This is a genomic window from Rhodococcus sp. ABRD24, assembly GCF_004328705.1.
GTDB lineage: Bacteria > Actinomycetota > Actinomycetes > Mycobacteriales > Mycobacteriaceae > Prescottella.
In genome coordinates this window covers 2,833,918-2,859,009 of record NZ_CP035319.1, presented here as the reverse complement: position 1 = coordinate 2,859,009, position 25,092 = coordinate 2,833,918, and the positions used below count along the sequence as shown (strand labels likewise).

Genomic DNA, 25,092 nt, shown 5'->3' with positions numbered 1-25,092 from the left:
ACGTGCTTGCCGTCGCAAATCTTCGCACCCAATGGACCAGCTTCCTCGCCGCGTTCATCGCGACCGCCTTCGGAGTCGCGCTGATCACCTCGACCTTCATCGTGTTCGACTCCTCCCGCCCACTCGTGCAACCCCGTCTGTCCGAGTCGACAGCACTGGCACTGCCCGCCCGGTCGTTCGACGAGTTCGGCAACCGCGCCGACTACATCCCGTGGAGTGAAGAAGAGGCCCGACGGATCGCCACCGACCTGACCACTGTGCCCGGTATCGACACCGTGGTGACAGACCGGGCCTTCTACGTACAGCCCTTCTTGGACGATGTGCCGGTCGCTGACGACGGAGCAAGAGAGGCCGGTCACGGCTGGTCGAGTGTTGAGCTCGGACCATTCTCGCTGGTGGACGGCGACGCACCGGCCACACCCGAGCAGATCGTCGTTCCCGCAACCCTCGGAGTCGACGTCGGCGGCACGGTCGCGGTCAATCTCAGTGCAGGCCCGCGTGAGTTCACGGTGTCCGGTGTACTCGACGGCCCAGGCTTCTACGTCACCGACGAGCTCGCGGAGACGCTCCAGCCAGGGGTTCGCGCCATCGGTGTGGTGAAGGCGGTCGGCGCCTCGGAAGATGACGTGGTCCGGCAGGCGGAGGAGGCGCTCGCTGCCCGAGGCACCGTTGTCAGCGGCAACGATCGCGCAACATTGGAACCCGAATACCTCTGGCACCGCCGTCACCTCGGTGATCAACTGATCGTCGCGATGGCGGTTCTCGCAATGTTCACCACTGTTTTCGTGGTTGGTTCGACGCTGGCTCTGGCTACCTCGGAACGCCGCCGCGAGATCGGCCTCCTGCGCACAGTCGGTGCCAGCCCGCGGCAGATCCGGCGAATGGTCCTCGGGGAAGCTGCGGCGTGTGGGCTGGGAGGGGGAATCGTTGGTGCGGCGGCGGGGCTGGCCCTCGCTCCGGCGCTGCGCCTGCTTCTGCTCGGACTCGAGGTTCAACCACCCGACTTTCAGATCCGTGTCTCGTTGTGGCCGTTGGCAATCGCGATTGGATTCGGGGTGGCTGCGGCAATGACGGGGGCGTGGATTCCCGCTCGGTCGGCTGCCAAGGTGGCCCCGATCGAGGCTCTGCTGGATGCAGATGTGGAGCGCCGTCCGATGACGGGGGGCCGGTGGATCGGCGGGCTGTCAGCTCTCGTTGCCGGTGTTGCCGCCACGCCGGCGACCGCCACCGCAGGACCCGACGCCCGGGTCAACGCAGCCATTGCGGCCGCGATGGCCTTCATCGTCGCGGCCGCAATGCTCGCGCCGGTCATCATCGGTGCGATCGTCAAAGTCGTCGCCGTGCCGCTTACCTCCCTGTCGAAGTCTGCGGGTCCGATGCTGATCTGCGCCGAACTCCGGACAAGGACGCGGCGAGCCGCAGGCACTGCAGCTCCGGTCATCGCCGGCGTCGGATTCGCGGTGCTCCTCAGTGGAATGGTCGAGACCATGTCCGCCGCCTATCCGGCAGAGCAGACACGGCAGCTCGAGGGACTCGCCCTCGTAACTCCTGCAGACGGTGCGGCAGGGTTGAACGATGAAGTCGTAGCGCAAACGGGAGCCGGACCCGTCGGGACTCGCGCACCGCTTCCGACTCGGCTTTTCGTACCGTCCGCCGACGGGAACACCGTTGTCATCGATGCTGTCGGCAGCCTTGACCCGCGCTACACGGCCCCCGGCGAGGCGGTCCTGGACGAACCGACCGCCCAACTGCTCAACGCACGGGTGGACCAGACCCTCGAGGTTCGTTTCGCCGACGGACTCACCGAGTCGATCACCGTTGCACAGGTTCTTCCATTGGATCCGGCACGAGGCCCGTTCGTGATGCCCCGCGAACTCGTCCGTGCTCACGACATCACCGCATTGACCGATTCCGTCTTCGTTCCGAAAGACCATACACCGAAGGAACTCTCGCCTGGCGCGGCCGTCGAGGATGCCTACAGCTATGCGCTGAGGGACTACGAGGTCGACGCCCGACTCACGAACGCACTGGCGATGGTTCTCATCGCTATGTCGGTGGGATACAGCGGCCTCGCTGTCGCGAACAGCATGGCAATGTCAGCCCACCGCAGGCGATCCGACACCGCTGTCCTCACGGCGTCAGGTGGCACCACTCGTCAATTGCTGTCATCGGCAGGCGTCGAGACCGCGATCGTCGTGCTCATCGGCGCCACGCTCGGGATGCTGGTGACACTTTTGCCGTTGACGGGGATGGCCATTGGCCTTTCCGAAATCACGTCGACCAAAGTCGGGGTGGAGGTCAGCTGGGGCATGGTCGCTGCCGTCGTCGCGGGGAGTCTGGCACTCGCAGTCGCCGCAACACTCGCGGTCACGCACCGAGTGCTCCGTACCCACAACAGCTGCCGCGTCGGAGTCAGCTTCGGCGCTGCCGGGACACGGGGCACTGTCTGAATGACGGTGGATCCGGGTTGGCCTGACAGGCCGAGCAAGGAGCTCGGCGGGAAGAACAGACCGTGGCGGAAACACTGGAGTCCCTGGCGGACGAGGTGAACCAGCTGGCGCTGGCCAAGGAGCAGGGCATCGAGCTGATGGGCCCGGACGGGCTGCTCGGACAGTTGACGCACACGACGCGTAAGACGCCAGGTGACAGCGCAGACGACCTCAGAAACTGACATGGGTACGCGAGGGTCTCGACCGCCGGCCAGACCCTTGATCTGCCGAGCGACGTGTTGAGCGTCGCGAGGTGCTGCCGGATCTCGACCGAAACCGCGAGCGGTGCGATGACGCGACCACAACTCGACGAGTTCTCCTATCAGAACGCGTCTAAGACGTCAAAATCCAAGTGCCGCTGTTGCTGTCGAGGTGCCAATCCTGTCGCGGTCCGTCTCCTTCGCGTGCGACATCGGTTAGCCAGATGGTGCTGCCTGGGTCCCAGCCGGCGATGACCGAGGCGATCTCGGTATCAACCTGAAGGACCCGCGTCGCGCTGCTGAGATAGCACAAAGGTGTGAGGTGCACGGCGTCCCACTCGCTCGCGACACGTTCCCAATCGGGGATGACCCACCGGTCGTCGCGGCCGGTGGCGCGGAACCAGTCATGCCGCCGCGACGCGGTGACCTCGAGCGGAAAGGAACGGCACAGCAGTATCCAGTCCTCTTCCGAGTGGACCTCGAAAGTTCGGCCTATCCCGCGGACAGGTATCGCTGTCGCTTGCTGCCACCCGAACCCATCTTCCACGAGACTCAACTCAGCAGGAAGACGGCCGACAGTCTTGATGAGTCCCAACGGGATTGACCACCAGGTTCCGGTCCAATCGGCATGGGGGTCACGGGGGCGTTCGCGCGCGGCCTGTGCTTCCTCCGTGCGCACGCCGGCCGCCCACTGCCTGAGCGTTTGTTGCGGATCCTTCGGCAGTGGCGCCCAGGCGTTGGCTGATCGCCAATCGATAGCCCACTGCTCGGTCCGACGGGGCTCCCTGAACCACTCCATGATCGGGGACGACGCGAGGTGTTCGGCGAGGCGTGAGAGGGCAGCCCGGACAGTCGGGTGGCCCGCGAGCACGTCTGCACCGTCGGGCTCCTGCCAATACGTCGCGGAATCCACCGACCGCGCCAAGGCAGTTTGAATCCGGCCCGTGCCGAGGTCGGCGAGATCGACAGACACAAGGTCGGCCGAGAGCTGCTCCAGTGACGAAACCGGGAAGGGATCGCTGCCGACCCCAGCGGTCGGGATCAACCGGACCCCAGATGAACCACTCACTACTTCGACGCCGTGCGCGAGTTGGAAGACGGCGGTTGAAATGTCCGAGTCCAGATCCCTGGCAAGCTCGAGGCAAAGACGTCGACCCCGCGGCCCCGCCAGGATCATTTCCGCAATTGGATTCATCTGACTACCTTGCACCGTCCCGTCGTGGCCGAGAGATCCCCAAGGCATCTCATGAGGCTAGGCGCACCTCCCGGAAGTTGCCGGGGCACAACAGCGTCAGCCCCATTTGCCAGCCCTCTTCAGTCAGCCAACGCTGGACCAGCTCTGGCGGTGCGCTGTTGGAGTTGTTCACGACGGCGCTAGGCGCGTCGCTTCCAGAGGCGGCCGATCACGTAAGTGTTGGCCACAGTGATCGCGAAGTACGGGACGAGGACAAGGAAAGCTGCGGAGGGAGAGAGCACCGGCGCCCAACTGTTCGGGTCCCTCCACTCATCGGGCGACGCCATTTCGGCGACGATGCCGTAGGCGAGGGTGGCGAAGGCGATCGCCGCCGCTGCGCTGCCGAGTGAAGCGAGCCAGCGCCCGAAGCGGAACTGTTGTTTCAGAGCGGCCGCGCCGAACAGAGCCACCATTGCCACCGGGACAGTCACCACCAGGCCGAAAATGCCGAACAGGTTCCAGGTGACAAGCACATCGCCGATCATCGTTCCGCGATTGTCCTCGAGGAGGGCAGCCGGGATCGAGACGACGAGGAGAAGGATTGGCAACAGCGCCACCCACGTTACCCAGGCAGTATCGTGCGGCCGCCACCCAGGCTTGCGCGAATAGCGCATGTCCTTCTCGGCCTCGACGGAGCATCGCTGTGTACCAGTCCCTCCCCGCCCAGTCATATCGTCAGATTGCCACAGCGTTTCGAAGCTGCCAACCACAGCGTTCGCGACCACCGGAACGTGACGGGAGAGCTGCGCCCGCATCTGCCATCGGAAAGAGTCGTAATGTACACAATTCAAGGTAGAAGTCGGGATGTGCCCGCCGTAGCACGGTGATCCGATCCCGTCGGCCTGAAAATACGCACTCCGAGCTTCGCACCGAGCAGTCTCGGAGACCCTGCCCTACTCAACCCACATCTATCGCTGAAGATCACAAGATCCTACTTGCAGCACATGTTCGAGAATCATCGGCATATTCTCACAGGATTGAACCAATATTTGATGCAGAAATGCCGAAGGCCCCCACGGTGATCCGTGGGGGCCTTCGGTGAAAAGGTGTTCGGCGGTGTCCTACTCTCCCACACCCTGTCGAGTGCAGTACCATCGGCGCTGGAGGGCTTAGCTTCCGGGTTCGGAATGGGACCGGGCGTTTCCCCTCCGCTATGGCCGCCGTAACTCTATGAAACTGTCACACATTCACCTCTCCCCGCCCGAACCATCCGTCGACCCGAAGGCCCCGGAATGTGGGGGGTGAATGATATCTGTGTGTTGTTTCAGATACCGCACAGTGGACGCGTAGCTTCTTTGTGGTAAGTCCTCGGCCTATTAGTACCAGTCACCTCCATCCGTTACCGGACTTCCAGTTCTGGCCTATCAACCCGGTGGTCTGCCGGGGGCCTTACCCCCTCGAAGGGGTGAGAAACCTCATCTTGGAACAGGCTTCCCGCTTAGATGCTTTCAGCGGTTATCCCTTCCGAACGTAGCTAACCAGCAGTGCTCCTGGCGGAACAACTGGCACACCAGAGGTTCGTCCGTCCCGGTCCTCTCGTACTAGGGACAGCCTTCCTCAAGTTTCTAACGCGCGCGGCGGATAGAGACCGAACTGTCTCACGACGTTCTAAACCCAGCTCGCGTGCCGCTTTAATGGGCGAACAGCCCAACCCTTGGGACCTACTCCAGCCCCAGGATGCGACGAGCCGACATCGAGGTGCCAAACCATCCCGTCGATATGGACTCTTGGGGAAGATCAGCCTGTTATCCCCGGGGTACCTTTTATCCGTTGAGCGACACCGCTTCCACTTGCCGGTGCCGGATCACTAGTCCCGACTTTCGTCCCTGCTCGACTTGTCAGTCTCACAGTCAAGCTCCCTTGTGCACTTGCACTCGACACCTGATTGCCAACCAGGCTGAGGGAACCTTTGGGCGCCTCCGTTACATTTTGGGAGGCAACCGCCCCAGTTAAACTACCCACCAGGCACTGTCCCTGAACCAGATCATGGTCCGAGGTTAGATATCCAATACGATCAGAGTGGTATTTCAACAACGACTCCACGAACACTGGCGTGCCCGCTTCACAGTCTCCCACCTATCCTACACAAACCGAACCGAACACCAATACCAAGCTATAGTGAAGGTCCCGGGGTCTTTTCGTCCTGCCGCGCGTAACGAGCATCTTTACTCGTAATGCAATTTCGCCGAGTCTGTGGTTGAGACAGCAGAGAAGTCGTTACGCCATTCGTGCAGGTCGGAACTTACCCGACAAGGAATTTCGCTACCTTAGGATGGTTATAGTTACCACCGCCGTTTACTGGGGCTTAAATTCTCAGCTTCGCCATCACTGGCTAACCGGTCCTCTTAACCTTCCAGCACCGGGCAGGCGTCAGTCCGTATACATCGTCTTACGACTTCGCACGGACCTGTGTTTTTAGTAAACAGTCGCTTCTCTCTGGTCTCTGCGGCCCCCACCAGCTCACGGAGCAAGTCCGATCACCAGCGAAGGCCCCCCTTCTCCCGAAGTTACGGGGGCATTTTGCCGAGTTCCTTAACCACAGTTATCTCGATCGCCTTAGTATTCTCTACCTGACCACCTGTGTCGGTTTGGGGTACGGGCCGTGTGAAAGCTCGCTAGAGGCTTTTCTCGGCAGCATAGGATCACTGAATTCGCCTCAATCGGCTACGCATCACGTCTCAGGCTGTATGCGACCCGGATTTGCCTAGGTCACGCCCTACACGCTTACACCAGTATTACCACTGACTGGCTCAGCTACCTTCCTGCGTCACCCCATCGCTTGGCTACTACCAGATCGGTTCACACGCATCCACCACCCACCGTCCCGAAGGACAACGAATAGCTTCAGGGTGCTTAGCATCACTGATTCACCAGGGGCGCGTTCACACGGGTACGGGAATATCAACCCGTTGTCCATCGACTACGCCTGTCGGCCTCGCCTTAGGTCCCGACTCACCCTGGGCGGATTAACCTGGCCCAGGAACCCTTGGTCATTCGGCGGACGAGTTTCTCACTCGTCTTTCGCTACTCATGCCTGCATTCTCACTCGTGTGGCCTCCACACCTGGATCACTCCGGCGCTTCCATGGCCACACGACGCTCCCCTACCCATCCACACCACTGCACATCCCCCCGCAAGGGAACATGGGTGTTATGCGAATGCCGCAGCTTCGGTGGTGTACTTGAGCCCCGCTACATTGTCGGCGCAGAATCACTTGACCAGTGAGCTATTACGCACTCTTTCAAGGGTGGCTGCTTCTAAGCCAACCTCCTGGTTGTCTTCGCGACCCCACATCCTTTTCCACTTAGTACACGCTTAGGGACCTTAGCTGGCGATCTGGGCTGTTTCCCTCTCGACTACGAAGCTTATCCCCCGCAGTCTCACTGCCGCGCTCTCACTCACCGGCATTCGGAGTTTGGCTGATTTCGGTAAGCTTGTGGGCCCCCTAGACCATCCAGTAGCTCTACCTCCGGTGAGAAACACGCGACGCTGCACCTAAATGCATTTCGGGGAGAACCAGCTATCACGGAGTTTGATTGGCCTTTCACCCCTACCCACAACTCATCCCCTCAGTTTTCAACCTAAGTGGGTTCGGGCCTCCACGACGTCTTACCGTCGCTTCACCCTGGCCATGGGTAGATCACTCCGCTTCGGGTCTAGAACATGCCACTACGAACGCCCTATTCAGACTCGCTTTCGCTACGGCTACCCCACACGGGTTAACCTCGCGACATGTCACTAACTCGCAGGCTCATTCTTCAAAAGGCACGCCATCACCCCCCACCCGAAGGTGCAAAGGCTCTGACGGATTGTAAGCGCACGGTTTCAGGTACTATTTCACTCCCCTCCCGGGGTACTTTTCACCTTTCCCTCACGGTACTAGTCCGCTATCGGTCACCAGGGAGTATTCAGGCTTATCGGGTGGTCCCGACAGATTCACAGCAGATTTCACGGGCCCGCTGCTACTTGGGTGTCCACTACGACAGTCGTCATGTTTTCGTCTACGGGATTCTCACCCTCTACGACAGGCCGTTCCAGACCACTTCGACTAACACAACGATTTCTTACTGTCGGCCGACTCGGCAGAATCGACAAAATGAATCCCACAACCCCACGAATGCAACGCCTGCCGGCTATCACACATCCACGGTTTAGCCTCTTCCGCTTTCGCTCGCCACTACTCACGGAATCACTGTTGTTTTCTCTTCCTGTGGGTACTGAGATGTTTCACTTCCCCACGTTCCCTCCACACGCCCTATATATTCAGGCGCGGGTAACCACACATCACTGTGGCTGGGTTTCCCCATTCGGACATCCTCGGATCTCAGCTCGGTTGACAGCTCCCCGAGGCTTATCGCAGCCTCCTACGTCCTTCATCGGCTCCTGGTGCCAAGGCATCCACCGTACGCTCTTCATTACTTACAACAAAGATGCTCGCGTCCACTGTGCAGTTCTCAAACAACACACCCCACTCGAACTCCGCCAGCACCATGCCCACCACCGAAGTAGTGCGGTCTGCCTGACATCCGAACAGGATCGTCTCTCCTTCGAGGAAACACTCACGTGTTCTCTCAGGACCCAACAGTATGCCGATATATCACCTGCCGAACAACCATCATGGCCATCCGATACGCAGACGAAACAGTCAGTGTTCCACCCATGAGCAACCGCAGTGAAACATGTGTTCACTCAACGGCCTCTGCCTCACTCCCCCAACACCTACGTGCTGGTCCGAGAAGGAGATGCTCCTTAGAAAGGAGGTGATCCAGCCGCACCTTCCGGTACGGCTACCTTGTTACGACTTCGTCCCAATCGCCGATCCCACCTTCGACGGCTCCCTCCACAAGGGTTAGGCCACCGGCTTCGGGTGTTACCGACTTTCATGACGTGACGGGCGGTGTGTACAAGGCCCGGGAACGTATTCACCGCAGCGTTGCTGATCTGCGATTACTAGCGACTCCGACTTCACGGGGTCGAGTTGCAGACCCCGATCCGAACTGAGACCGGCTTTAAGGGATTCGCTCCACCTCACGGTATCGCAGCCCTCTGTACCGGCCATTGTAGCATGTGTGAAGCCCTGGACATAAGGGGCATGATGACTTGACGTCGTCCCCACCTTCCTCCGAGTTGACCCCGGCGGTCTCCTGCGAGTCCCCACCATTACGTGCTGGCAACACAGGACAAGGGTTGCGCTCGTTGCGGGACTTAACCCAACATCTCACGACACGAGCTGACGACAGCCATGCACCACCTGTATACCGACCACAAGGGGGGCCGTATCTCTACGGCTTTCCGGTATATGTCAAACCCAGGTAAGGTTCTTCGCGTTGCATCGAATTAATCCACATGCTCCGCCGCTTGTGCGGGCCCCCGTCAATTCCTTTGAGTTTTAGCCTTGCGGCCGTACTCCCCAGGCGGGGCGCTTAATGCGTTAGCTACGGCACGGATCCCGTGGAAGGAAACCCACACCTAGCGCCCACCGTTTACGGCGTGGACTACCAGGGTATCTAATCCTGTTCGCTACCCACGCTTTCGCTCCTCAGCGTCAGTTACTGCCCAGAGACCCGCCTTCGCCACCGGTGTTCCTCCTGATATCTGCGCATTTCACCGCTACACCAGGAATTCCAGTCTCCCCTGCAGTACTCAAGTCTGCCCGTATCGCCTGCAAGCCAGCAGTTGAGCTGCTGGTTTTCACCGACGACGCGACAAACCGCCTACGAGCTCTTTACGCCCAGTAATTCCGGACAACGCTCGCACCCTACGTATTACCGCGGCTGCTGGCACGTAGTTGGCCGGTGCTTCTTCTGCAGGTACCGTCACTCTCGCTTCGTCCCTGCTGAAAGAGGTTTACAACCCGAAGGCCGTCATCCCTCACGCGGCGTCGCTGCATCAGGCTTTCGCCCATTGTGCAATATTCCCCACTGCTGCCTCCCGTAGGAGTCTGGGCCGTGTCTCAGTCCCAGTGTGGCCGGTCGCCCTCTCAGGCCGGCTACCCGTCGTCGCCTTGGTAGGCCATTACCCCACCAACAAGCTGATAGGCCGCGGGCCCATCCTGCACCAGTAAACCTTTCCAACCTCCACCATGCAGTAGAGGCTCATATCCGGTATTAGACCCAGTTTCCCAAGCTTATCCCGAAGTGCAGGGCAGATCACCCACGTGTTACTCACCCGTTCGCCGCTCGTGTACCCCGAAGGGCCCTACCGCTCGACTTGCATGTGTTAAGCACGCCGCCAGCGTTCGTCCTGAGCCAGGATCAAACTCTCCGTTGAAGACTCTAGATTACGCAGCCGAAGCCACCAATCAGTCATAGACATCGAGTCAAATCACTAGCAAAAAAACTCAAACTAGCTATTGCGCTGACCATCCCAGACGGAAGAATGGAACAATCAGCAAACCCACACCCAAAAAAGATGCGGGGCACCAAAATAATTGGCACTGACATTCATCGACACACTGTTGAGTTCTCAAAGAACACGCGCACACCACCACTCCGAACCCACAGGCTCATCGTTTCGGGGCAACTGTTCCAGCCTAACCAGATCAACACCCGAACGCAAATCCGAGATCCTGAACCAGTCGAAGCAGATTCGCCAGGCGCTCTCCGTACAACCTCGTTTTCCCAGTCCCTCAGGCCCGGGTCGGTGTCCGTGTCGCTCTGACCTGGAATAAGTTACGCGAAGCTGTCACCGAATGCCAAATCGCCTGGTCAGGGCGCATCGACGGCGTACTTTGCGTGAACATCGGGTGCCGGAGACCCCGTCAGGGCATCTCGACGGTTTCTGCTCGCGCGATCTCCCCGATCGCGTCCCGGATGTACCCGGTTGACGGCATATCGACGGTCGCCAGGAGATCGGCGATCACCAGGATCGCGCTACGGAGGTAGTCGGCCGGACCGATGCGCTGAGCGTCGTCGCTCATCTCCGTCAGTCCCAGAGAGCCGGTGAGGACGGCGGCGAGTGCGGGAATGTCGAGGCCCGGGATCCATGTGAGTGCCGATCCGGCGACCCGCGTCAGCGCGTCCTGGATGTCCTCCCCGGAGAAGCCGTCGGGATGCAGGTCTTCGAGCAATGCCCGCACGACGCCGGCATGGACCAGCGTCACCTGTTCGAAAGGAAGGGCGAGCAGTTCATCGAGCGCGTCGGCCAAGTGCTCGCCCGAAGCAGTCCGGGCGGCGGTGAGTGCGTCGTCGGTGGAGACGGCGATCTGCCGCGCAGTCTTGGGCCACTCGCTGGGCCAGGTGTCGGGGCGCGGCACCGTTGTCACACCGCCGCGCTCAGCGCAACGGAGAGCGGCACCGCCGTCAGGCACAGGACCGCGGTGACGAGGAGAACGCCGACCAGGCGCTTGTCCCACTTTCCGCGGGCACCGCTCGCCGCGAGAACGAACAGGACGAACCCGATACACACGGAAACAATGGTGACGATGACCGGCGTGGAGAGCATGACTGGATTGTGCCTCAGCCGTGTTTCCGCAGATCGGCCAGGAGTTCCGCGAGGTGAGCCCCGTCTCGTGCGGTCAGGTCGCCGATCTGGGTGCGGCACGAGTAGCCGTCGGCGAGGATCACCGTGTTCGGGTCTGCCCCATCGACCGCGGGCAGCAATTGGTGCTCCGCGACTGCAATGGAGACGTCGTAGTGCCCCTTCTCCACTCCGAAGTTGCCGGCCAGTCCACAACAGCCTCCGAGCCTCGTCACGTGTGCGCCCGCCCGTCGGAGCAGCTCGGCATCGGCGCCCCACCCCATCACCGCGTGGTGGTGGCAGTGCGGTTGCGCGATGACGCTGGTTCCGGACAGGTTCGGCGGCTCCCAGCCGTCCCGGTCGGTGAGCAGTTCGGCCAGGGTGGCGGTGGCGTCGGCGACCCGGCGGGCATCGTCGGTGCCGAGCAGGTCCGGGCCGTCGGACCGCAGGACCGCCGTGCACGACGGTTCCATTCCGACAATCGGCACATCTTCTTCTGCCAATGCTGTGACGGTGCGGCCGAGGATACGGCGGGCCGCGTCGAGCTGGCCGGTGGTGATCCACGTGAGTCCGCAACACTGCCGCTGCGGAGTGAGCCGGGGACGGAAGCCCGCGTCTTCGAGCACCTGGACGGTGGCCATCCCGACCTCGGGTGTGAAGTGATCGGTGAAGGTGTCGACGAACAGCACCACCGGGTCCCCCGACGCGCGTCGCTGACCGGCGGTGGCGTCGAACCAGCGTCTGAAGGAGAGCGACGCGAACTGCGGGATGTGCCGTCGCCGATCCGCACCGCCCAACGTCAACGCGGCCGGTGCGACACCGGGTAGACGGGTCACGGCGTTCACCAGGCGCGGTGCCCGGCCGGCGATCGCGGCCCAACGCGGCAGCCAACCCAGCGAATAGTGGGAGGCCGGACGCAGTCGCCGCCGATAGCTCTGATGCAGAACCTCCGCCTTGTAGGAGGCCATGTCGACACCGGTGGGACAGTCGGACGCGCAACCCTTGCAGGACAAGCACAGGTCGAGAGCGTCGTGCACCTCGGGCGAACGCCAGCCGTCGCGGACGAGGCTGCCGTTCACCATCTCCTGCAGGACGCGAGCGCGTCCGCGCGTCGAGTCCTTCTCTTCCCGCGTTGCCAGATAGGAAGGGCACATGACGCCACCGCTGCCGGTGGTGTCGGCGCGGCACTTACCGACGCCGGTGCAGCGGTGCACGGCCTGGGCGAAGTCACCGTCGTCGTCGCGATACGCCAGTGCGAGCCCGGCCCTGAGCGGGGAGGTCTGCGGAACGCGCAGATCGGCGTCGACCGGGCGGGGATCGACGAGGACGCCCGGATTGAGGAGGTTGGCGGGGTCGAAGACGTGCTTGACCGCACCGAACAGGCGCAACGCATCCGACGAGTACATGATCGGCAGCAGGTCGCTGCGTGCGCGGCCGTCGCCGTGCTCCCCCGACAGCGAGCCCCCATACCGCGCGACGAGTTCGGCGGCGGCGATCAGGAAGCGCCGGAAGACGTCCGTGCCGGACGGCCGATCCAGCGGCAGGTCCAGACGGATGTGCAGGCAACCGTCGGCGAAGTGCCCGTACGGCAGACCGGTGAGGCCGAATTCGGCGAGCAGGGCGTCGAACTCACGCAGGTAGGGACCCATTCGGCCAGGCGGGACGGCGGCGTCCTCCCAGCCGGCATACGCGGGCTTGCCCGCAGGGCTGCGCCCGGCCAGACCGGCACCGTCCTCGCGGATCCGCCACAGCGCTGCGACCCGTGTCGGGTCCTCGACAACGAGCGAGTCGATCGCGCGGCATCCGTCGGCCAACGCCCGTGAACGCTCGAGCACTTCGTCATGCGACGCACCCGCGATCTCCACGAACAACCAGGCGGCCCCGCGAGGCAACGGCGGTACGGCCTGCGGACCGCGCCGTTCCCGCACTATGTCGACCAGGCGCGAGTCGATGCCCTCGCAGGCCGTCGGCCGGAAACCGAGGACCATCTCGGCGTCGTCCCCGGCGAAGGCGATGTCGTCGTAGCCGAGCGCGACCAGCACCCGGTGGGCTGGATCCTCCACTAGTCGGACGGTGGCCCCCGTGACGATCCCGAGCGTGCCCTCGCTGCCGACGAGGAACTTGACGACATCGAAGCCGTTCTCCGGCAGCAGGTGCTCGAGTGAGTATCCGGATGCTTGGCGCCCGAAGTTGCCGAATTCGGTTCGTACGGTAGCCAATCCGATGCGGATGACGTCGCGCAAGTTCTCGAGAATCGACGTGCTCGACTCGACGGGCAACGACAGCGCCTCACCGGTTCCGGCGATGAACTCAAGCCCGACGACGTTGTCCGAAGTACGGCCGTACCCGAGAGTTCTTGCACCGCAAGCGTTGTTGCCGATCATGCCACCGATCGTGCAGCGATTGTGCGTCGACGGATCGGGGCCGAAGCGCAGCCCGTGCGGCGCGGCGGCCCGTTGGAGCATCGCCTGCACGACACCCGGTTCGACGACGGCCGTGCGCGTGCCCGGGTCGACGCCGAGCACCCGGCCGAGGTGCCGACTGAAATCGAGGACCACGCCCGGACCCACCGCATTACCCGCGACCGATGTCCCGGCGCCCCGTGCCGTGATCGGGACGCCCTCCGCACGACACATCTCGAGCACCGTCGCGACCTCGTCGATCGCGCGCGGAAACACCACCATCCGAGGCGGAACCCGGTACAGCGAGGCGTCCGAGGAGTACATCGCACGGGTGGTGCCGTCATCGCGGACATCTCGGACCCCCGCGCGTCGAAGCGCGTCGGAAAAGGTCCGGACCGGCATACGAGCAGCCTAGTGCCGCACACCGACACCCGTCCCGATGCGCTGAATGCCTGCATCCGTCAAGTGGCGACCCGACATCGCGGCGACAGCGATCTTCACGATCGCCGCCGTAACACGCGCATCGCCACCGGTCTGGGGAGTGTGTCCGTCAACGAGAATCGGGGCGCTCGGCATGCATCTTGATCCGCTCCAGCCGACGATCCCAGCCGCTCGCGATCCGCTCGAGCTGAGTCGCCGCCTCGTTCAGCCGGGCACCGATCGCTACGAAGCGCAGCTCCCGGCCGTCCCGCTCGGCCTCGACCAACCCCACGTCCTGCAGTACCGCGAGGTGCTTGGCGATCGCCTGCCGAGATACCGGAAGCTCCCTCGCCAACGCCGACGCGGACGCCGGGGACTGACCGAGCCGCATCAGGATGCTCCATCTCGTATCGTCCGCCAGCGCGGCGAACACGACCGGAGGATCGTGAGATTCACCCGACCGCATCCACCGGCTCCTCCATGTGGCGCTTGGCGAGCGAGAGTTCTATCGCCCAGCCCTCGACATTGCCGTCGTACCGCTGGCGGCGCTCCGCCTCACTGCCCGGCAGCGAGGCGAACCCGCTCTCGACGACCGTGAGCACCACCCTCGTCGGAGAGACCTCCGCAATGGTGAACTCCACCAACGTCGACGGCCCGTCCGGATCGTCGGGGTCGGCAAGCCAACGGAATGCCGCGTATCGCGGTTCATCCAACTCCACCGTCGCGAAAGCGAACGCGCCGTGCGTCGGATCGTGCACGATGTCCAGGTCGCCGCGTCGCTCGATCCGGTGCGGAACGATCTGTTCCGAGTTGATGTACCAGCCCGGCTCGCTGATCAGCAGCCACACCCGTGATGCGGGGGCCTCAATCTCGATCTGTCGTTCGATTCGGTCCAAGACGTCCATCGTTGCCATCCTCGAGTCAGCTACAAGCTTTCTACAACGCCAGCCTTGCAGATGATGGCTTTTACTGCAACCTTAGAGTTGCACTTTTGTAGCCGGTGGCGAAGCTGCCCGAATCCACCGCGATGTGTTGTCCCGTATGTCCGCTCTGTCCCCGCAAACCCGCTACTTCTCACAGATGTCACCCAGCTAGCTGCGGTATTGTCGCCTCCGGTCACCCGACGGCTGCACGGCGCCCCGCCCCACCGTCCAGCGATGCGAAGGGACGATGCGTGAGCGAGACCCTGGGACTGGTCGACGGGGACTCCTCGACCGCAACCACCTCCACTGCTGTCTCCACCCCTGCTCGCACACGACGGCTCCGGATCGCGCCGGCCGATGTCGCCGCGGCCGCATCGTTTCTCATGCTCGCGATATTCGTGCTCATCCGGCAATGGCGGCACCTCGGTGACGGCTACCTGGTCCACAGCGGCCAGGACCAGACCATGTGGGAGTGGTTCTTCGCGGTCACCGAGCGCTCGCTCGTGAACTTCGACAATCCGCTGTCGAGCACCCTGCAGAACTATCCGCTCGGGGTGAATCTGATGGCGAACACCGCGATGTTCGGCGTCAGCATCCCACTCGCTCCGATCACCCACTTGTTCGGTCCGACCGTCACATTCACGCTCGCGCTCACGCTGGGCCTCGCCGGCACCGCGACCGCCTGGTACTGGGTGCTGTCGAGGCACGTGGTGACCTCCAGGTTCGCGGCTGCGGTCGGCGGTGTGTTCTGCGGCTTCGCGCCTGCGATGATCTCGCACGCCAACGGGCACCCGAACTTCGTGGCCCTGTTCCTGCTGCCGTTCATCGCGCTGCTGGTGATCCGTCTGGGATCCGGAGTGCGCCCCGTCCGCAACGGCGTCGTGCTCGGACTGGCGGTCGCCTACCAGATCTTCCTCGGCGAAGAACCGCTGCTGGTGTACACCATCGCGTTCACCATCTTCGGCGTCGCATACGGCGCGTCCCGCCCGGCCGCGGCAATCGCCGCTGCCCGACGCGGATTCAAGGGACTGTGCATCGCCGGCGTGGTCTCGTTGGCGATCGTCGCGATCCCGTTGTGGTGGCAGTTCTTCGGACCGCAGAGTTACCACGCAATCGAGCACGGCTCGGTCGGCAACGATGTCAACGCGTTCACCCGCTTCCCCACCCAGTCCCTCGCCGGTGACCCGGGATCGGCGGAGGGGTTGTCGATGAACTCCACCGAGGAGAACGCATTTTTCGGATGGCCGTTGCTGCTGCTCACCGCAATGACCGCCGTATGGCGGTGGCGGCTGCCGATGGCCCGAGCCGCCTCCGCGACCATCGTGGTGATGGGCGTCCTCTCCCTCGGCGTCGAGCTGACCGTCGCGCACAACGACACCGGAATCCGGCTGCCGTGGTCATGGTTCGCGAAGTTGCCCCTGCTCGAATCGGTCCTCGAATCCCGCTTCGCGATGGGATGCATCCCCGCCATCGCGATTCTGCTGGCGCTCGGCACCGACCGTGCAATGGCGTCCGGCCGTGCTGGCCAGAGAGCGACGACCCTGCTGTGGCTGGGCTGGCTCGCCGTCGCGCTGATACCACTCGCACCGGCGCCCCTCGCCGTCGCACAGCGCACCCCGGCACCTGCCTTCTTCGCCGACGGCACGTGGCGCTCGTACGTCACCGACGGCTCCGTCGTGACCGTCCCGCTGCCACGGCCCGAGGATGCGAAGATGCTGAGCTGGCAGAGCGACGAGGGTTTCGGGTTCCCCATCGCGGGAGGGTATTTCGTGGGCCCTGCCGGACCCGAGGGCAAGGGCAAGTACGGCCCCGACGACCGCCCGACAGCACTGCTGCTCGGCAAGACGCAGAACACCGGCGTCGTCCCCGACATCGACGACGCCACGCGTGCGACCGCACTCGACGATCTCCGATTCTGGGATGCCGACGTCGTGGTGCTACCACCCGGCAAGAACGAACAGGCCCTGCTCACCACCGTGAATCAGCTACTCGGCGTGGCCGGAAAGCACGTGGACGGCGTGTGGGTATGGGATGTGCGACCACTGACCTGACCGCGGTTTCGCCTAGCATCGACTACCGTGCCCGACGACGCGACCGCCTCACCATCCGACACCCGCTCCGCCGCGGCGTCGGTCCGCACAGCCCGCCTCATCGCGATCATCACCGGCCTGCTCGGCATGATCCTCGCGGTGGCGACCCCGTTCCTGCCGGTGAAACAGGACGCAGCGGCGGTGAACTGGCCACAGGACGGCAGTCTCACCAGCGTCGAAGCACCGCTGGTGTCCTATACCCCGCAGCAGTTGCACGTGACCATCCCGTGCACGGCGATCGGGCAACTCGGCCCCGACGGCGGTGCGTTGGTCGCGACCGCGCCCACGCCGGCGCCACGCGCCGAGGCCGACGGACTCGTCGTCAAGGTCGACAAGGCATCCGGAAGCGAACCGGCGCGGCTGCGCGCGATCCTGCGGGACACCGCGCTGCTGTCGATACCGGTGACCGATCTACAGGACTGCACCGACATCGTCGTCACGTCGGATGCGCAGGGCACCACCGCCGCGGTCGCCGGGCTCGCAGATCAGCAGGCGACGACGATCGAGGGCGACGTCCGGCCGCAGATGGTGGGTATCTTCTCCGACTTGAAGGGCGCACCGCCCGCAGGTCTCGACGTCCGCGCCGACCTGGACTCACGGTTCTCGTCGAGCCCCACACTGATCAAGCTGGTCGCGATGATCGGCGCCGCCCTCGCCACCGCGGTGTCACTGATCGCGCTGCACCGCCTCGACGGCGTGGACGGCCGCCGCGCGCGCCGCTTCCTGCCGTCGCGCTGGTGGAAGTTCACCGGCATCGACGCTGTCGTCATCGGCGTGCTCCTGCTGTGGCATGTCGTGGGCGCCAACACATCCGACGACGGCTACCTGCTCAACATGGCCCGCGCGTCCGAGAACGCCGGCTACATGGCCAACTATTTCCGCTGGTTCGGCGTCCCCGAGGCCCCGTTCGGCTGGTACTACGACGTCCTGGTGCTGTTCACCAAGGTGAGCACCGCGAGCATGTGGATGCGTCTGCCCGCGCTGATCGCCGGAATTCTCTGCTGGATGATCATCAGCCGCGAGGTGATCCCGCGGCTCGGGATCATGGTGCGGCGCAACAGCGTCGCCGTCTGGACCGCCGGCCTCGTGTTCCTCGCATTCTGGCTGCCGTTCAACAACGGCCTGCGTCCCGAGCCGATCATCGCGCTCGGCGCTCTGCTCACATGGTGCTCGATCGAACGCGCCATCGCCACCGGCCGCATGCTGCCCGCCGCGGTCGCAGTGCTGATCGCGGCCTTCTCGCTCGCGGCCGGGCCGTCCGGGTTGATCGCGCTCGCCGCATTGATCGCCGGCGCGCGCCCGGTCGTCCAGATCGTGGTTCGCCGCCACCGGGAGGTAGGCGCTGCCGCACTGATCGCGCCGGTCCTCGCGGCCGGCACCGTCGTCCTGGTCGCGGTGTTCGCCGACCAGACCCTGTCCACGGTCCTCGAAGCCACCCGGGTGCGCACCGCTGTAGGCCCCAACGTCAGCTGGTTCGACGAGCGATTCCGCTGGGACGCACTGCTCAACGTTTCCCCCGACGGCTCGCTGGCCCGCCGCTTCGGCGTCTTCGTCATGCTGCTGTGCCTCGTGGTGTGCGTGATGATGGTCCTGCGCCGTGGGGGGCGAATCCCGGGTACCGCAGCCGGACCCTCCCGCCGCATCCTCGGCATCATCTTCGCGTCGCTCCTGTTCATGAGCTTCACGCCCACCAAGTGGACCCACCACTTCGGCGTATACGCGGGCCTGGCCGGATCCGTCGCCGCACTCGCCGCCGTCGCAGTCGCCGGCGCGAGCCTTCGCTCCAAACGCAACCGGACCCTGTTCGCAGCCGCGGTGCTGTTCATCCTCGCGTTGGCCTTCACCGGCTCCAACGGCTGGTGGTACGTCTCCAGCTACGGCGTGCCGTGGTGGGACAAGCCGCCGTCCATCGCGGGCAAGGGGTTCTCCACTGCGCTGCTGGGCCTGACCGTCCTCGCGCTGCTGCTCGCCGCCTGGTACCACGTCCGCGAGCCGTACGAGAAGGACCGGCCTACCGGAAACGGTGGTCGGCTCGCCCGAATCCGCCGCTGGTCGCCCGCACCACTCACCCTGGCCGCGGCCGCGGTAGTGCTGTTCGAGGTGCTCTCGCTGCTCAAGGGCGCGGTTTCGCAGTACCCGGCCTACTCGATCGCGCAGTCGAACCTGAAGTCGGTGACCGGCAGCTCGTGCGCGCTGGCCGACGCCGTCCTGGTCGAGACCGACCCCAATGCGTCGATACTCACCCCGATCACGCCCGGCGCGGACCCGGCGGGCGCGGGGGCGTTCGGGGCCACCGAATCCACCGGCTTCACGGCAAACGGTGTTGCCCGCGACCTCACCGCCGACGAACAGAACGTCTCGCAGGGCGGGGCAAACTCCGTCGAGACCGACTCCGGCACCACCACATCCGGCACCAGCGCCGGCACGGGCGGCGGTACCGGAACCGCCGGCGTCAATGGCAGCACCGTGGCACTGCCGTTCGGGCTCGACCCGGCGACCACACCCGTACTCGGCAGCTACCAGACCGGCGAGCAGGAACGCGCCGAGCTGGTCACCGGCTGGTATGCGCTGCCGGCTCGCAGCGAGGACGCCCCGATCCTGTCGATCGCCGCCGCCGGGCGCATCCAGTCCGTCGACCCCGACGGCATCGTCACACCGGGCCAGCTGCTCGAAGTCGAGTACGGCCACCGCGCCGCGGACGGTGGCGTCACCGCGCTCGGCCGCATCGCACCGATCGACATCGGCCCGGCACCGTCGTGGCGGAACCTGCGGGTGCCGCTCGATCAGCTGCCCGCCGACGCCGACACCGTCCGGATCGTCGCCTCCGACACCGGCCTCGCACCCGACGAGTGGCTCGCGGTCACCCCTCCCCGGGTACCGCGAATGCAGACCCTGCAGAACGTCGTCGGGTCCACCGCACCGGTGCTGCTGGACTGGTCGGTGGGACTTGCATTCCCGTGCCAACGGCCGTTCGGCCACCACTACGGAGTCGCCGAGGTGCCCGAGTACCGGATCCTTCCGGACCGGGTCGGCGCCAGCTCCACCAATGCATGGCAGGACGCCGTCGGTGGCGGCCCACTCGGGTGGACGCCACTGCTGCTCGACGCTCAGACCATCCCGACCTACCTGTCCGACGACTGGCGCCGCGACTGGGGATCTCTCGAACAGTTCACCCCGATCGTCGCGTCGGCACGGCCGGCCCAGGTCGACGTCGAGCAGATCACCCGTTCCGGCCTGTGGTCGCCGGGTCCGATCCGGGATACCCCACCCGCGTGACCAGCCTGTGAAGTCGCTGAGAGCCATCGACCTCATTTAGGTCACGGGAAGATCTCGCCTACGATCGACAACCGTGCCCGACGTTGTGACAGCTCCCCTGCCCGGTCCCGAGGCCAGCGCTCCACCCCCGGACACCCGAGCCAGCAGCGGGTACTTCCGCAACGCACGGCTGATCGCCGTCGTCACCGGCCTACTCGGTGTGCTGCTGGCCCTGGCAACCCCTTTCCTGCCGGTCAAGCAGACGGCGGCGACGGTGTCGTGGCCCGAAAGCGGTGTCGCTGCCAACGTCGAGGCACCGCTGATGTCGCAGGTTCCGCTGTCGCTGTCCGCGGCGATCCCGTGCAGCGCGGTCGCCGACCTGCCGGCCTCCGGCGGAATGCTCCTGGCAACCGCCCCCGCACAGGGTGAGGGCGCGGCACTCAACGCCATGTTCGTGCGGGTCTCCGAGCAGTCCGTCGACGTCCTCGACCGCAATGTCATCGTGGCGTCGGCCCCGCGGTCCGACGTCGTGTCCGGGCAGTGCTCACAGATCGTGATCAGCTCCGACATCGACCGGACGTCGGCAGAGTTCGTCGGGCTCACCAACGCGGCCGGCCAACCGGTTCGCGGAGAACTCTCCGGCGATCTGCGACCGCAGGTGGTGGGGGTCTTCACCGACCTCGACGGCCAGTCGGTGCCGGGGCTGAACTTCACGATGGTCGTCGACTCGCGGTTCTCGTCGAGCCCGACGCTGACCAAGCTGGTCGCGATGATCGGGGCCATGCTCGCGACCGCCGTCTCGTTGGTCGCGCTGCACCGCCTCGACAGCGTCGACGGCCGCCGCACCCGACGCTTCCTGCCCTCCCGCTGGTGGAAGATCACCGGCGTCGACGGCGTCGTCATCGGCACCCTCGTCGGCTGGCACTTCTTCGGCGCCAATACCTCCGACGACGGCTACCTGCTCACGATGGCACGGGCATCCGAGCACTCCGGCTACATGGCCAACTACTTCCGCTGGTTCGGCGTCCCCGAGGCCCCGTTCGGCTGGTACTACGACGTGCTCGCCGCGATGGCGAAGATCTCCACCGCGAGCCCGTGGATGCGACTGCCCGCGCTGATCGCCGCCGTCCTGTGCTGGATGGTGATCAGCCGCGAGGTGGTCCCCCGTCTCGGGCGCGCGGTGCGCCACAACTCCGTCGCGCTGTGGACCGGCGGCCTGGTCTTCCTCGCGTTCTGGCTGCCGTACAACAACGGCCTGCGCCCCGAACCCATTGTCGCCGTCGGCGCACTGCTCACGTGGTGCTCGATCGAACGAGCCATTGCCACCGGACGCCTTCTGCCCGCGGCCATCGCAGCCCTGATCGGTGCGTTCACGCTCGCCGCGGCCCCGACCGGCCTGATGTGTATCGCCGCACTGCTCGCCGGCATCCGACCCATCACCCGTCTGATCGTCCGGCGGCGCCACCAGATCGGTACGCTCTCGCAGCTGCTGCCGCTGGCCGCCGCCGGCACCCTCGTCCTGACCGTCGTGTTCGCTGACCAGACGTTTGCGGCCGTCATGGAGGCCACCCGCGTCCGGACCATCATCGGCCCGAATCTCGAGTGGTACCAGGACTTCTTGCGCTACTACTACCTGTTCGTCCAGACCACCGACGGTTCGCTGGCCCGGCGCTTCGCCTTCCTGACGATGCTGCTGTGCCTGTTCACGACACTGTTCGTGTTCCTGCGGCGCAAGCGGATCCCCGGCGTCGCCGCCGGACCGTCATGGCGCCTGATGGGCATTGTGTTCGGAACGATCTTCTTCATGATGTTCAACCCCACGAAGTGGACCCACCACTTCGGGGCGTACGCGGGAATCGCCGGCTCGCTGGCCGCTCTCACCGCGGTCGTCGTATCGGCCAGCGCGCTGCGGTCTCGTCGCAACCGGACCATCTTCCTGGCCGGGCTGCTGTTCGTGCTCGCACTGTCATTCTCCGGCATCAACGGCTACTGGTACGTCTCGAGCTACGGCGTGCCGTGGTTCGACAAGACCGTCTCGCTAGGCGGCCGCGAATCCAACACCCTCTTACTGGTGCTGTTCGGCCTCGCCCTGGTCCTCGTTGCGTGGCAGTACCTGCGCGAGGGCTATGCGCCCCCGCCAGAGAAAGCCGGCACAGCGAAGGGCCGACGCATCCGCAAGTTCGCGGCCGCCCCGCTGACTCTGGTGGCCGGTGCGATGGTGCTGTTCGAGGTGCTCTCGCTACTCAAGGGCGCAGTGTCCCAGTACCCCGCATACTCGTTGGCACGCTCCAACATCGACGCCCTCAGCGGTCAGACCTGCGGCCTCGCCGAGGACGTGCTGGTCGAGTCCGACCCCAACGCGGGCGCACTGACCCCGATCATCGACCCCGCGAACCCGAGCGACCCGCTGGCCGGTGGCAACCCGGTCGGATTCACCCCGAACGGTGTCCCGTCCGACCTCACCGCCGACTACGTCGAGGTCAAGCCCGGCATGGGCAACACCGACAACCAGAGCGTCGGGCCCGCCTTCGCGACCGGCTCCGGATCGGGCACCACCGGCGGCAGCGGCGCCCGCGGCGTCAACGGCAGCACCGTCAAGCTGCCGTTCGGCCTCGACCCCGCCCGGACCCCCGTCCTCGGCAGCTACCAGGAAGGCGTCCAGCAACAGGCGTCGGTGATCTCGAATTGGTACCGCCTGCCCGAGCGCAGCGACGCCTCCCCGCTCGTCGTCATCTCCGCAGCCGGACGCATCTGGTCCGTCGACGACACCGGCAAGTCCACGTACGGTCAACCGCTCAACCTCGAATACGGCAAGCTGCAGCCCGACGGCAGCGTCGCCGTGCAGGGCACCTACCTGCCCCGTGACGTCGGCCCCGCGCCGTCCTGGCGGAATCTGCGGATCCCGCTCGACGCTCTGGCTCCCGACACCGATGTCGTGCGGGTCACCGCGTTCGACCCGAACCTCACCGGCGACCAGTGGTTCGCCTTCACGCCGCCGCGCGTGCCGAAGCTCGACACACTGAACAGCGTCGTCGGGAGCACACAGCCCGTCCTGCTGGACTGGGCTGTGGGCCTGCAGTTCCCGTGCCAGCGCCCGTTCGACCACTGGGCCGGTATCGCCGAAATGCCGAACTACCGAATCCTGCCGGACCGGCCCCTCGCGGTGAGCTCCACCGACACCTGGCAGTCCGCCGAGAACGGCGGACCGCTGGGCTGGACCGAATTGCTCGCCAGTGCCACCGCTGTCCCGACCTACCTGAGGGACGACTGGGCTCGCGACTGGGGCTCCCTCGAGCGCTACGACCGGTACTACCCCGACGCCGGCCCGGCGACAGTGAACACCGAGCAGGTCACCCGCTCCGGCTTCTGGTCGCCGGGGTCGATGCGGGTGTACGAGTAGCCTCGCCGGCCTACTGGCTGAAGGGCCCGTTCATGCGCTCCCCGCGCGTGAACGGACCCTTCAGCTGTTTGGGGGTGGGTGGTTGTCTGTTTGGGGGTGGGTGGTTGTCCACAGCCAGCGCGGTTGTCCACAGGTGAATCCCCAGACGCCATCGGACGCGGTACCCGGGAATCACCGCGCGGCATGCTGTCATCCATGGCGCGGACGAGGTGGACATCTGAGAGGGTCGGCGAACTACGGCGGTTCGCGGAGTGCGGTGTCGTGCGGGTGCGCGATCTCACCGCGGCCGGCATGTCCGGCTCGGCCATCAGTTTCCGCTGCCGACCGGACGGACCGTGGCAGCGACTTCTTCCCGGACTCGTCCTCCTCCACAACGGCGTACCGACTCGACGAGAACGGCGAACGGCAGCACTGATCTACTGCGGGCCCGACGCGATGCTCACCGGACGCAGCGCACTCGCCGAGCACGGCTACAGCTCCGCGGAGAGCTTCGCCGACGTACACATCCTGATTCCCCACGAACGCCGCACGCACTCTGCCGGTTTCGTGGTGGTGGAGCGGACAACCCGGCTGCCCGCTCCCGTCGTGCGCGGCGGCCTGGCCTGTAGCCCTCTCCCACGCGCCCTGCTCGACGCCGCGCGCCGGTGCAGCACCACCCGTTCCGCGCGTGCACTGATCGCGGAGGCCGTTCAACGCGGCGACGTCACGCCCGCGACACTGGCTCGAGAACTCGACGCCGGCAGCCGTCGCGGGTCGGCCTTGCCCCGAAAGGTACTCGAAGAGGTCTCCGCCAACGTCCACTCCGTTGCCGAGGCCGACGCCCGGGCGCTGTGGCAACGCAGCGGACTTCCGACCATGTACTTCAACCGCGAGATCGAGGACGGTGCCGGCGCTTTCATCGCCATGCCGGACGGCTGGATCGACGACGTCGCGCTGGCGTGGGAGATCGACTCGTTGGACTGGCACCTGTCCCCCGACGAGTACGAGGCAACCCTCGCGCGTCGGGCACGGATGCAGAGCGCGGGCATCATCGTGCTCGCCGTGATCCCCCGGCAGCTCCGCGCGACACCCGGGCGGGCACTGGCAAATCTCCGAGCACACTACGAACTGGCGCGGTCACGACCCCGTCCGGACCTGCGGATGCGACCACTGCCCACCACCCGGAACGACTGATGGGACCGTTCATGCGCTGCGAGCGCACAAAGGGTCCCATCAGCCCGG

The 25,092-nt window shown here is 64.9% G+C and carries 13 protein-coding genes and 3 rRNA genes; 6 read left to right on the top strand and 10 right to left on the bottom strand.

Going from position 1 to position 25,092, the window contains the following annotated elements; genetic code table 11:
- Nucleotides 1-2 precede the first annotated feature (2 nt).
- On the top strand, nt 3-2,450 hold the full coding sequence (locus ERC79_RS12555; RefSeq protein ID WP_131578619.1) for an ABC transporter permease: 2,448 nt from the start codon (nt 3-5) through the stop codon (nt 2,448-2,450).
- 62 nt (nt 2,451-2,512) lie between these two features.
- Nucleotides 2,513-2,671 carry a hypothetical protein gene (locus ERC79_RS23105; protein WP_165497010.1) on the top strand — a complete coding sequence of 53 codons (159 nt, stop codon included), beginning with the start codon at nt 2,513-2,515 and terminating at the stop codon, nt 2,669-2,671.
- A gap of 151 nt (nt 2,672-2,822) precedes the next feature.
- Here ERC79_RS23105 and ERC79_RS12550 read toward each other — a convergent pair whose 3' ends face one another.
- The 10 genes from ERC79_RS12550 to ERC79_RS12505 form a co-directional block, all read right to left on the bottom strand.
- Nucleotides 2,823-3,758, bottom strand: a complete 936-nt coding sequence (locus ERC79_RS12550; RefSeq protein ID WP_207390308.1) for a hypothetical protein — start codon at nt 3,756-3,758, stop codon at nt 2,823-2,825.
- A 305-nt stretch (nt 3,759-4,063) separates the two neighbouring features.
- The gene (locus ERC79_RS12545; protein ID WP_131578615.1) at nt 4,064-4,537 is read right to left on the bottom strand and encodes a hypothetical protein; all 474 of its coding nucleotides are present in this window, start codon (nt 4,535-4,537) and stop codon (nt 4,064-4,066) included.
- 434 nt (nt 4,538-4,971) lie between these two features.
- Nucleotides 4,972-5,088: ribosomal RNA gene (gene rrf / locus ERC79_RS12540) — 5S ribosomal RNA — on the bottom strand.
- Nucleotides 5,089-5,219: 131 nt separating this feature from the next.
- Nucleotides 5,220-8,348 (bottom strand): 23S ribosomal RNA (locus ERC79_RS12535).
- Nucleotides 8,349-8,676: 328 nt separating this feature from the next.
- Nucleotides 8,677-10,193: ribosomal RNA gene (locus ERC79_RS12530) — 16S ribosomal RNA — on the bottom strand.
- The 16S, 23S and 5S rRNA genes sit together here, the layout of an rRNA operon.
- Nucleotides 10,194-10,683: 490 nt before the next feature.
- On the bottom strand, nt 10,684-11,187 hold the full coding sequence (locus ERC79_RS12525; protein WP_242676540.1) for a hypothetical protein: 504 nt from the start codon (nt 11,185-11,187) through the stop codon (nt 10,684-10,686).
- Nucleotides 11,184-11,366, bottom strand: a complete 183-nt coding sequence (locus tag ERC79_RS12520) for a hypothetical protein (protein WP_131578613.1) — start codon at nt 11,364-11,366, stop codon at nt 11,184-11,186. The genes ERC79_RS12525 and ERC79_RS12520 overlap by 4 nt, the downstream gene beginning before the upstream one ends.
- Before the next feature lie 14 nt (nt 11,367-11,380).
- The gene (locus tag ERC79_RS12515) at nt 11,381-14,185 is read right to left on the bottom strand and encodes an FAD-binding and (Fe-S)-binding domain-containing protein (RefSeq protein WP_131578612.1); all 2,805 of its coding nucleotides are present in this window, start codon (nt 14,183-14,185) and stop codon (nt 11,381-11,383) included.
- A gap of 148 nt (nt 14,186-14,333) precedes the next feature.
- Nucleotides 14,334-14,669 carry a metalloregulator ArsR/SmtB family transcription factor gene (locus ERC79_RS12510; RefSeq protein ID WP_131578610.1) on the bottom strand — a complete coding sequence of 112 codons (336 nt, stop codon included), beginning with the start codon at nt 14,667-14,669 and terminating at the stop codon, nt 14,334-14,336.
- A complete protein-coding gene (locus ERC79_RS12505; protein WP_242676539.1) occupies nt 14,656-15,108 on the bottom strand; it encodes an ATPase in 453 nt (150 codons plus the stop codon). The genes ERC79_RS12510 and ERC79_RS12505 overlap by 14 nt, the downstream gene beginning before the upstream one ends.
- A 269-nt stretch (nt 15,109-15,377) precedes the next feature.
- Here ERC79_RS12505 and ERC79_RS12500 point away from each other — a divergent pair, with 269 nt between their 5' ends.
- From ERC79_RS12500 to ERC79_RS12485, 4 genes are all read left to right on the top strand, one after another.
- The gene (locus tag ERC79_RS12500) at nt 15,378-17,177 is read left to right on the top strand and encodes a glycosyl transferase (RefSeq protein WP_131578606.1); all 1,800 of its coding nucleotides are present in this window, start codon (nt 15,378-15,380) and stop codon (nt 17,175-17,177) included.
- Nucleotides 17,178-17,303: 126 nt separating this feature from the next.
- Nucleotides 17,304-20,492 (top strand): arabinosyltransferase domain-containing protein, encoded by a 3,189-nt coding sequence (locus ERC79_RS12495; protein WP_207390516.1) that lies wholly within the window; start codon nt 17,304-17,306, stop codon nt 20,490-20,492.
- A 73-nt stretch (nt 20,493-20,565) separates the two neighbouring features.
- Complete coding sequence (locus ERC79_RS12490) at nt 20,566-23,871, top strand: arabinosyltransferase domain-containing protein (protein WP_131578603.1); 3,306 nt, start codon at nt 20,566-20,568, stop codon at nt 23,869-23,871.
- 195 nt (nt 23,872-24,066) lie between these two features.
- Nucleotides 24,067-25,044 carry a hypothetical protein gene (locus tag ERC79_RS12485; protein WP_131578601.1) on the top strand — a complete coding sequence of 326 codons (978 nt, stop codon included), beginning with the start codon at nt 24,067-24,069 and terminating at the stop codon, nt 25,042-25,044.
- Nucleotides 25,045-25,092: the final 48 nt, after the last annotated feature.

What these genes read in the sequence shown, in the direction of transcription:
- ERC79_RS12545 (WP_131578615.1), bottom strand. Translation starts at nt 4,537, where the DNA reads ATGCGCTATTCGCGCAAGCCTGGGTGGCGGCCGCACGATACTGCCTGG.
- ERC79_RS12520 (WP_131578613.1), bottom strand. Translation starts at nt 11,366, where the DNA reads ATGCTCTCCACGCCGGTCATCGTCACCATTGTTTCCGTGTGTATCGGG.
- ERC79_RS12515 (WP_131578612.1), bottom strand. Translation starts at nt 14,185, where the DNA reads ATGCCGGTCCGGACCTTTTCCGACGCGCTTCGACGCGCGGGGGTCCGA.
- ERC79_RS12510 (WP_131578610.1), bottom strand. Translation starts at nt 14,669, where the DNA reads ATGCGGTCGGGTGAATCTCACGATCCTCCGGTCGTGTTCGCCGCGCTG.
- ERC79_RS12505 (WP_242676539.1), bottom strand. Translation starts at nt 15,108, where the DNA reads ATGGACGTCTTGGACCGAATCGAACGACAGATCGAGATTGAGGCCCCC.
- ERC79_RS12495 (WP_207390516.1), top strand. Translation starts at nt 17,304, where the DNA reads ATGATCCTCGCGGTGGCGACCCCGTTCCTGCCGGTGAAACAGGACGCA.
- ERC79_RS12485 (WP_131578601.1), top strand. Translation starts at nt 24,067, where the DNA reads ATGGCGCGGACGAGGTGGACATCTGAGAGGGTCGGCGAACTACGGCGG.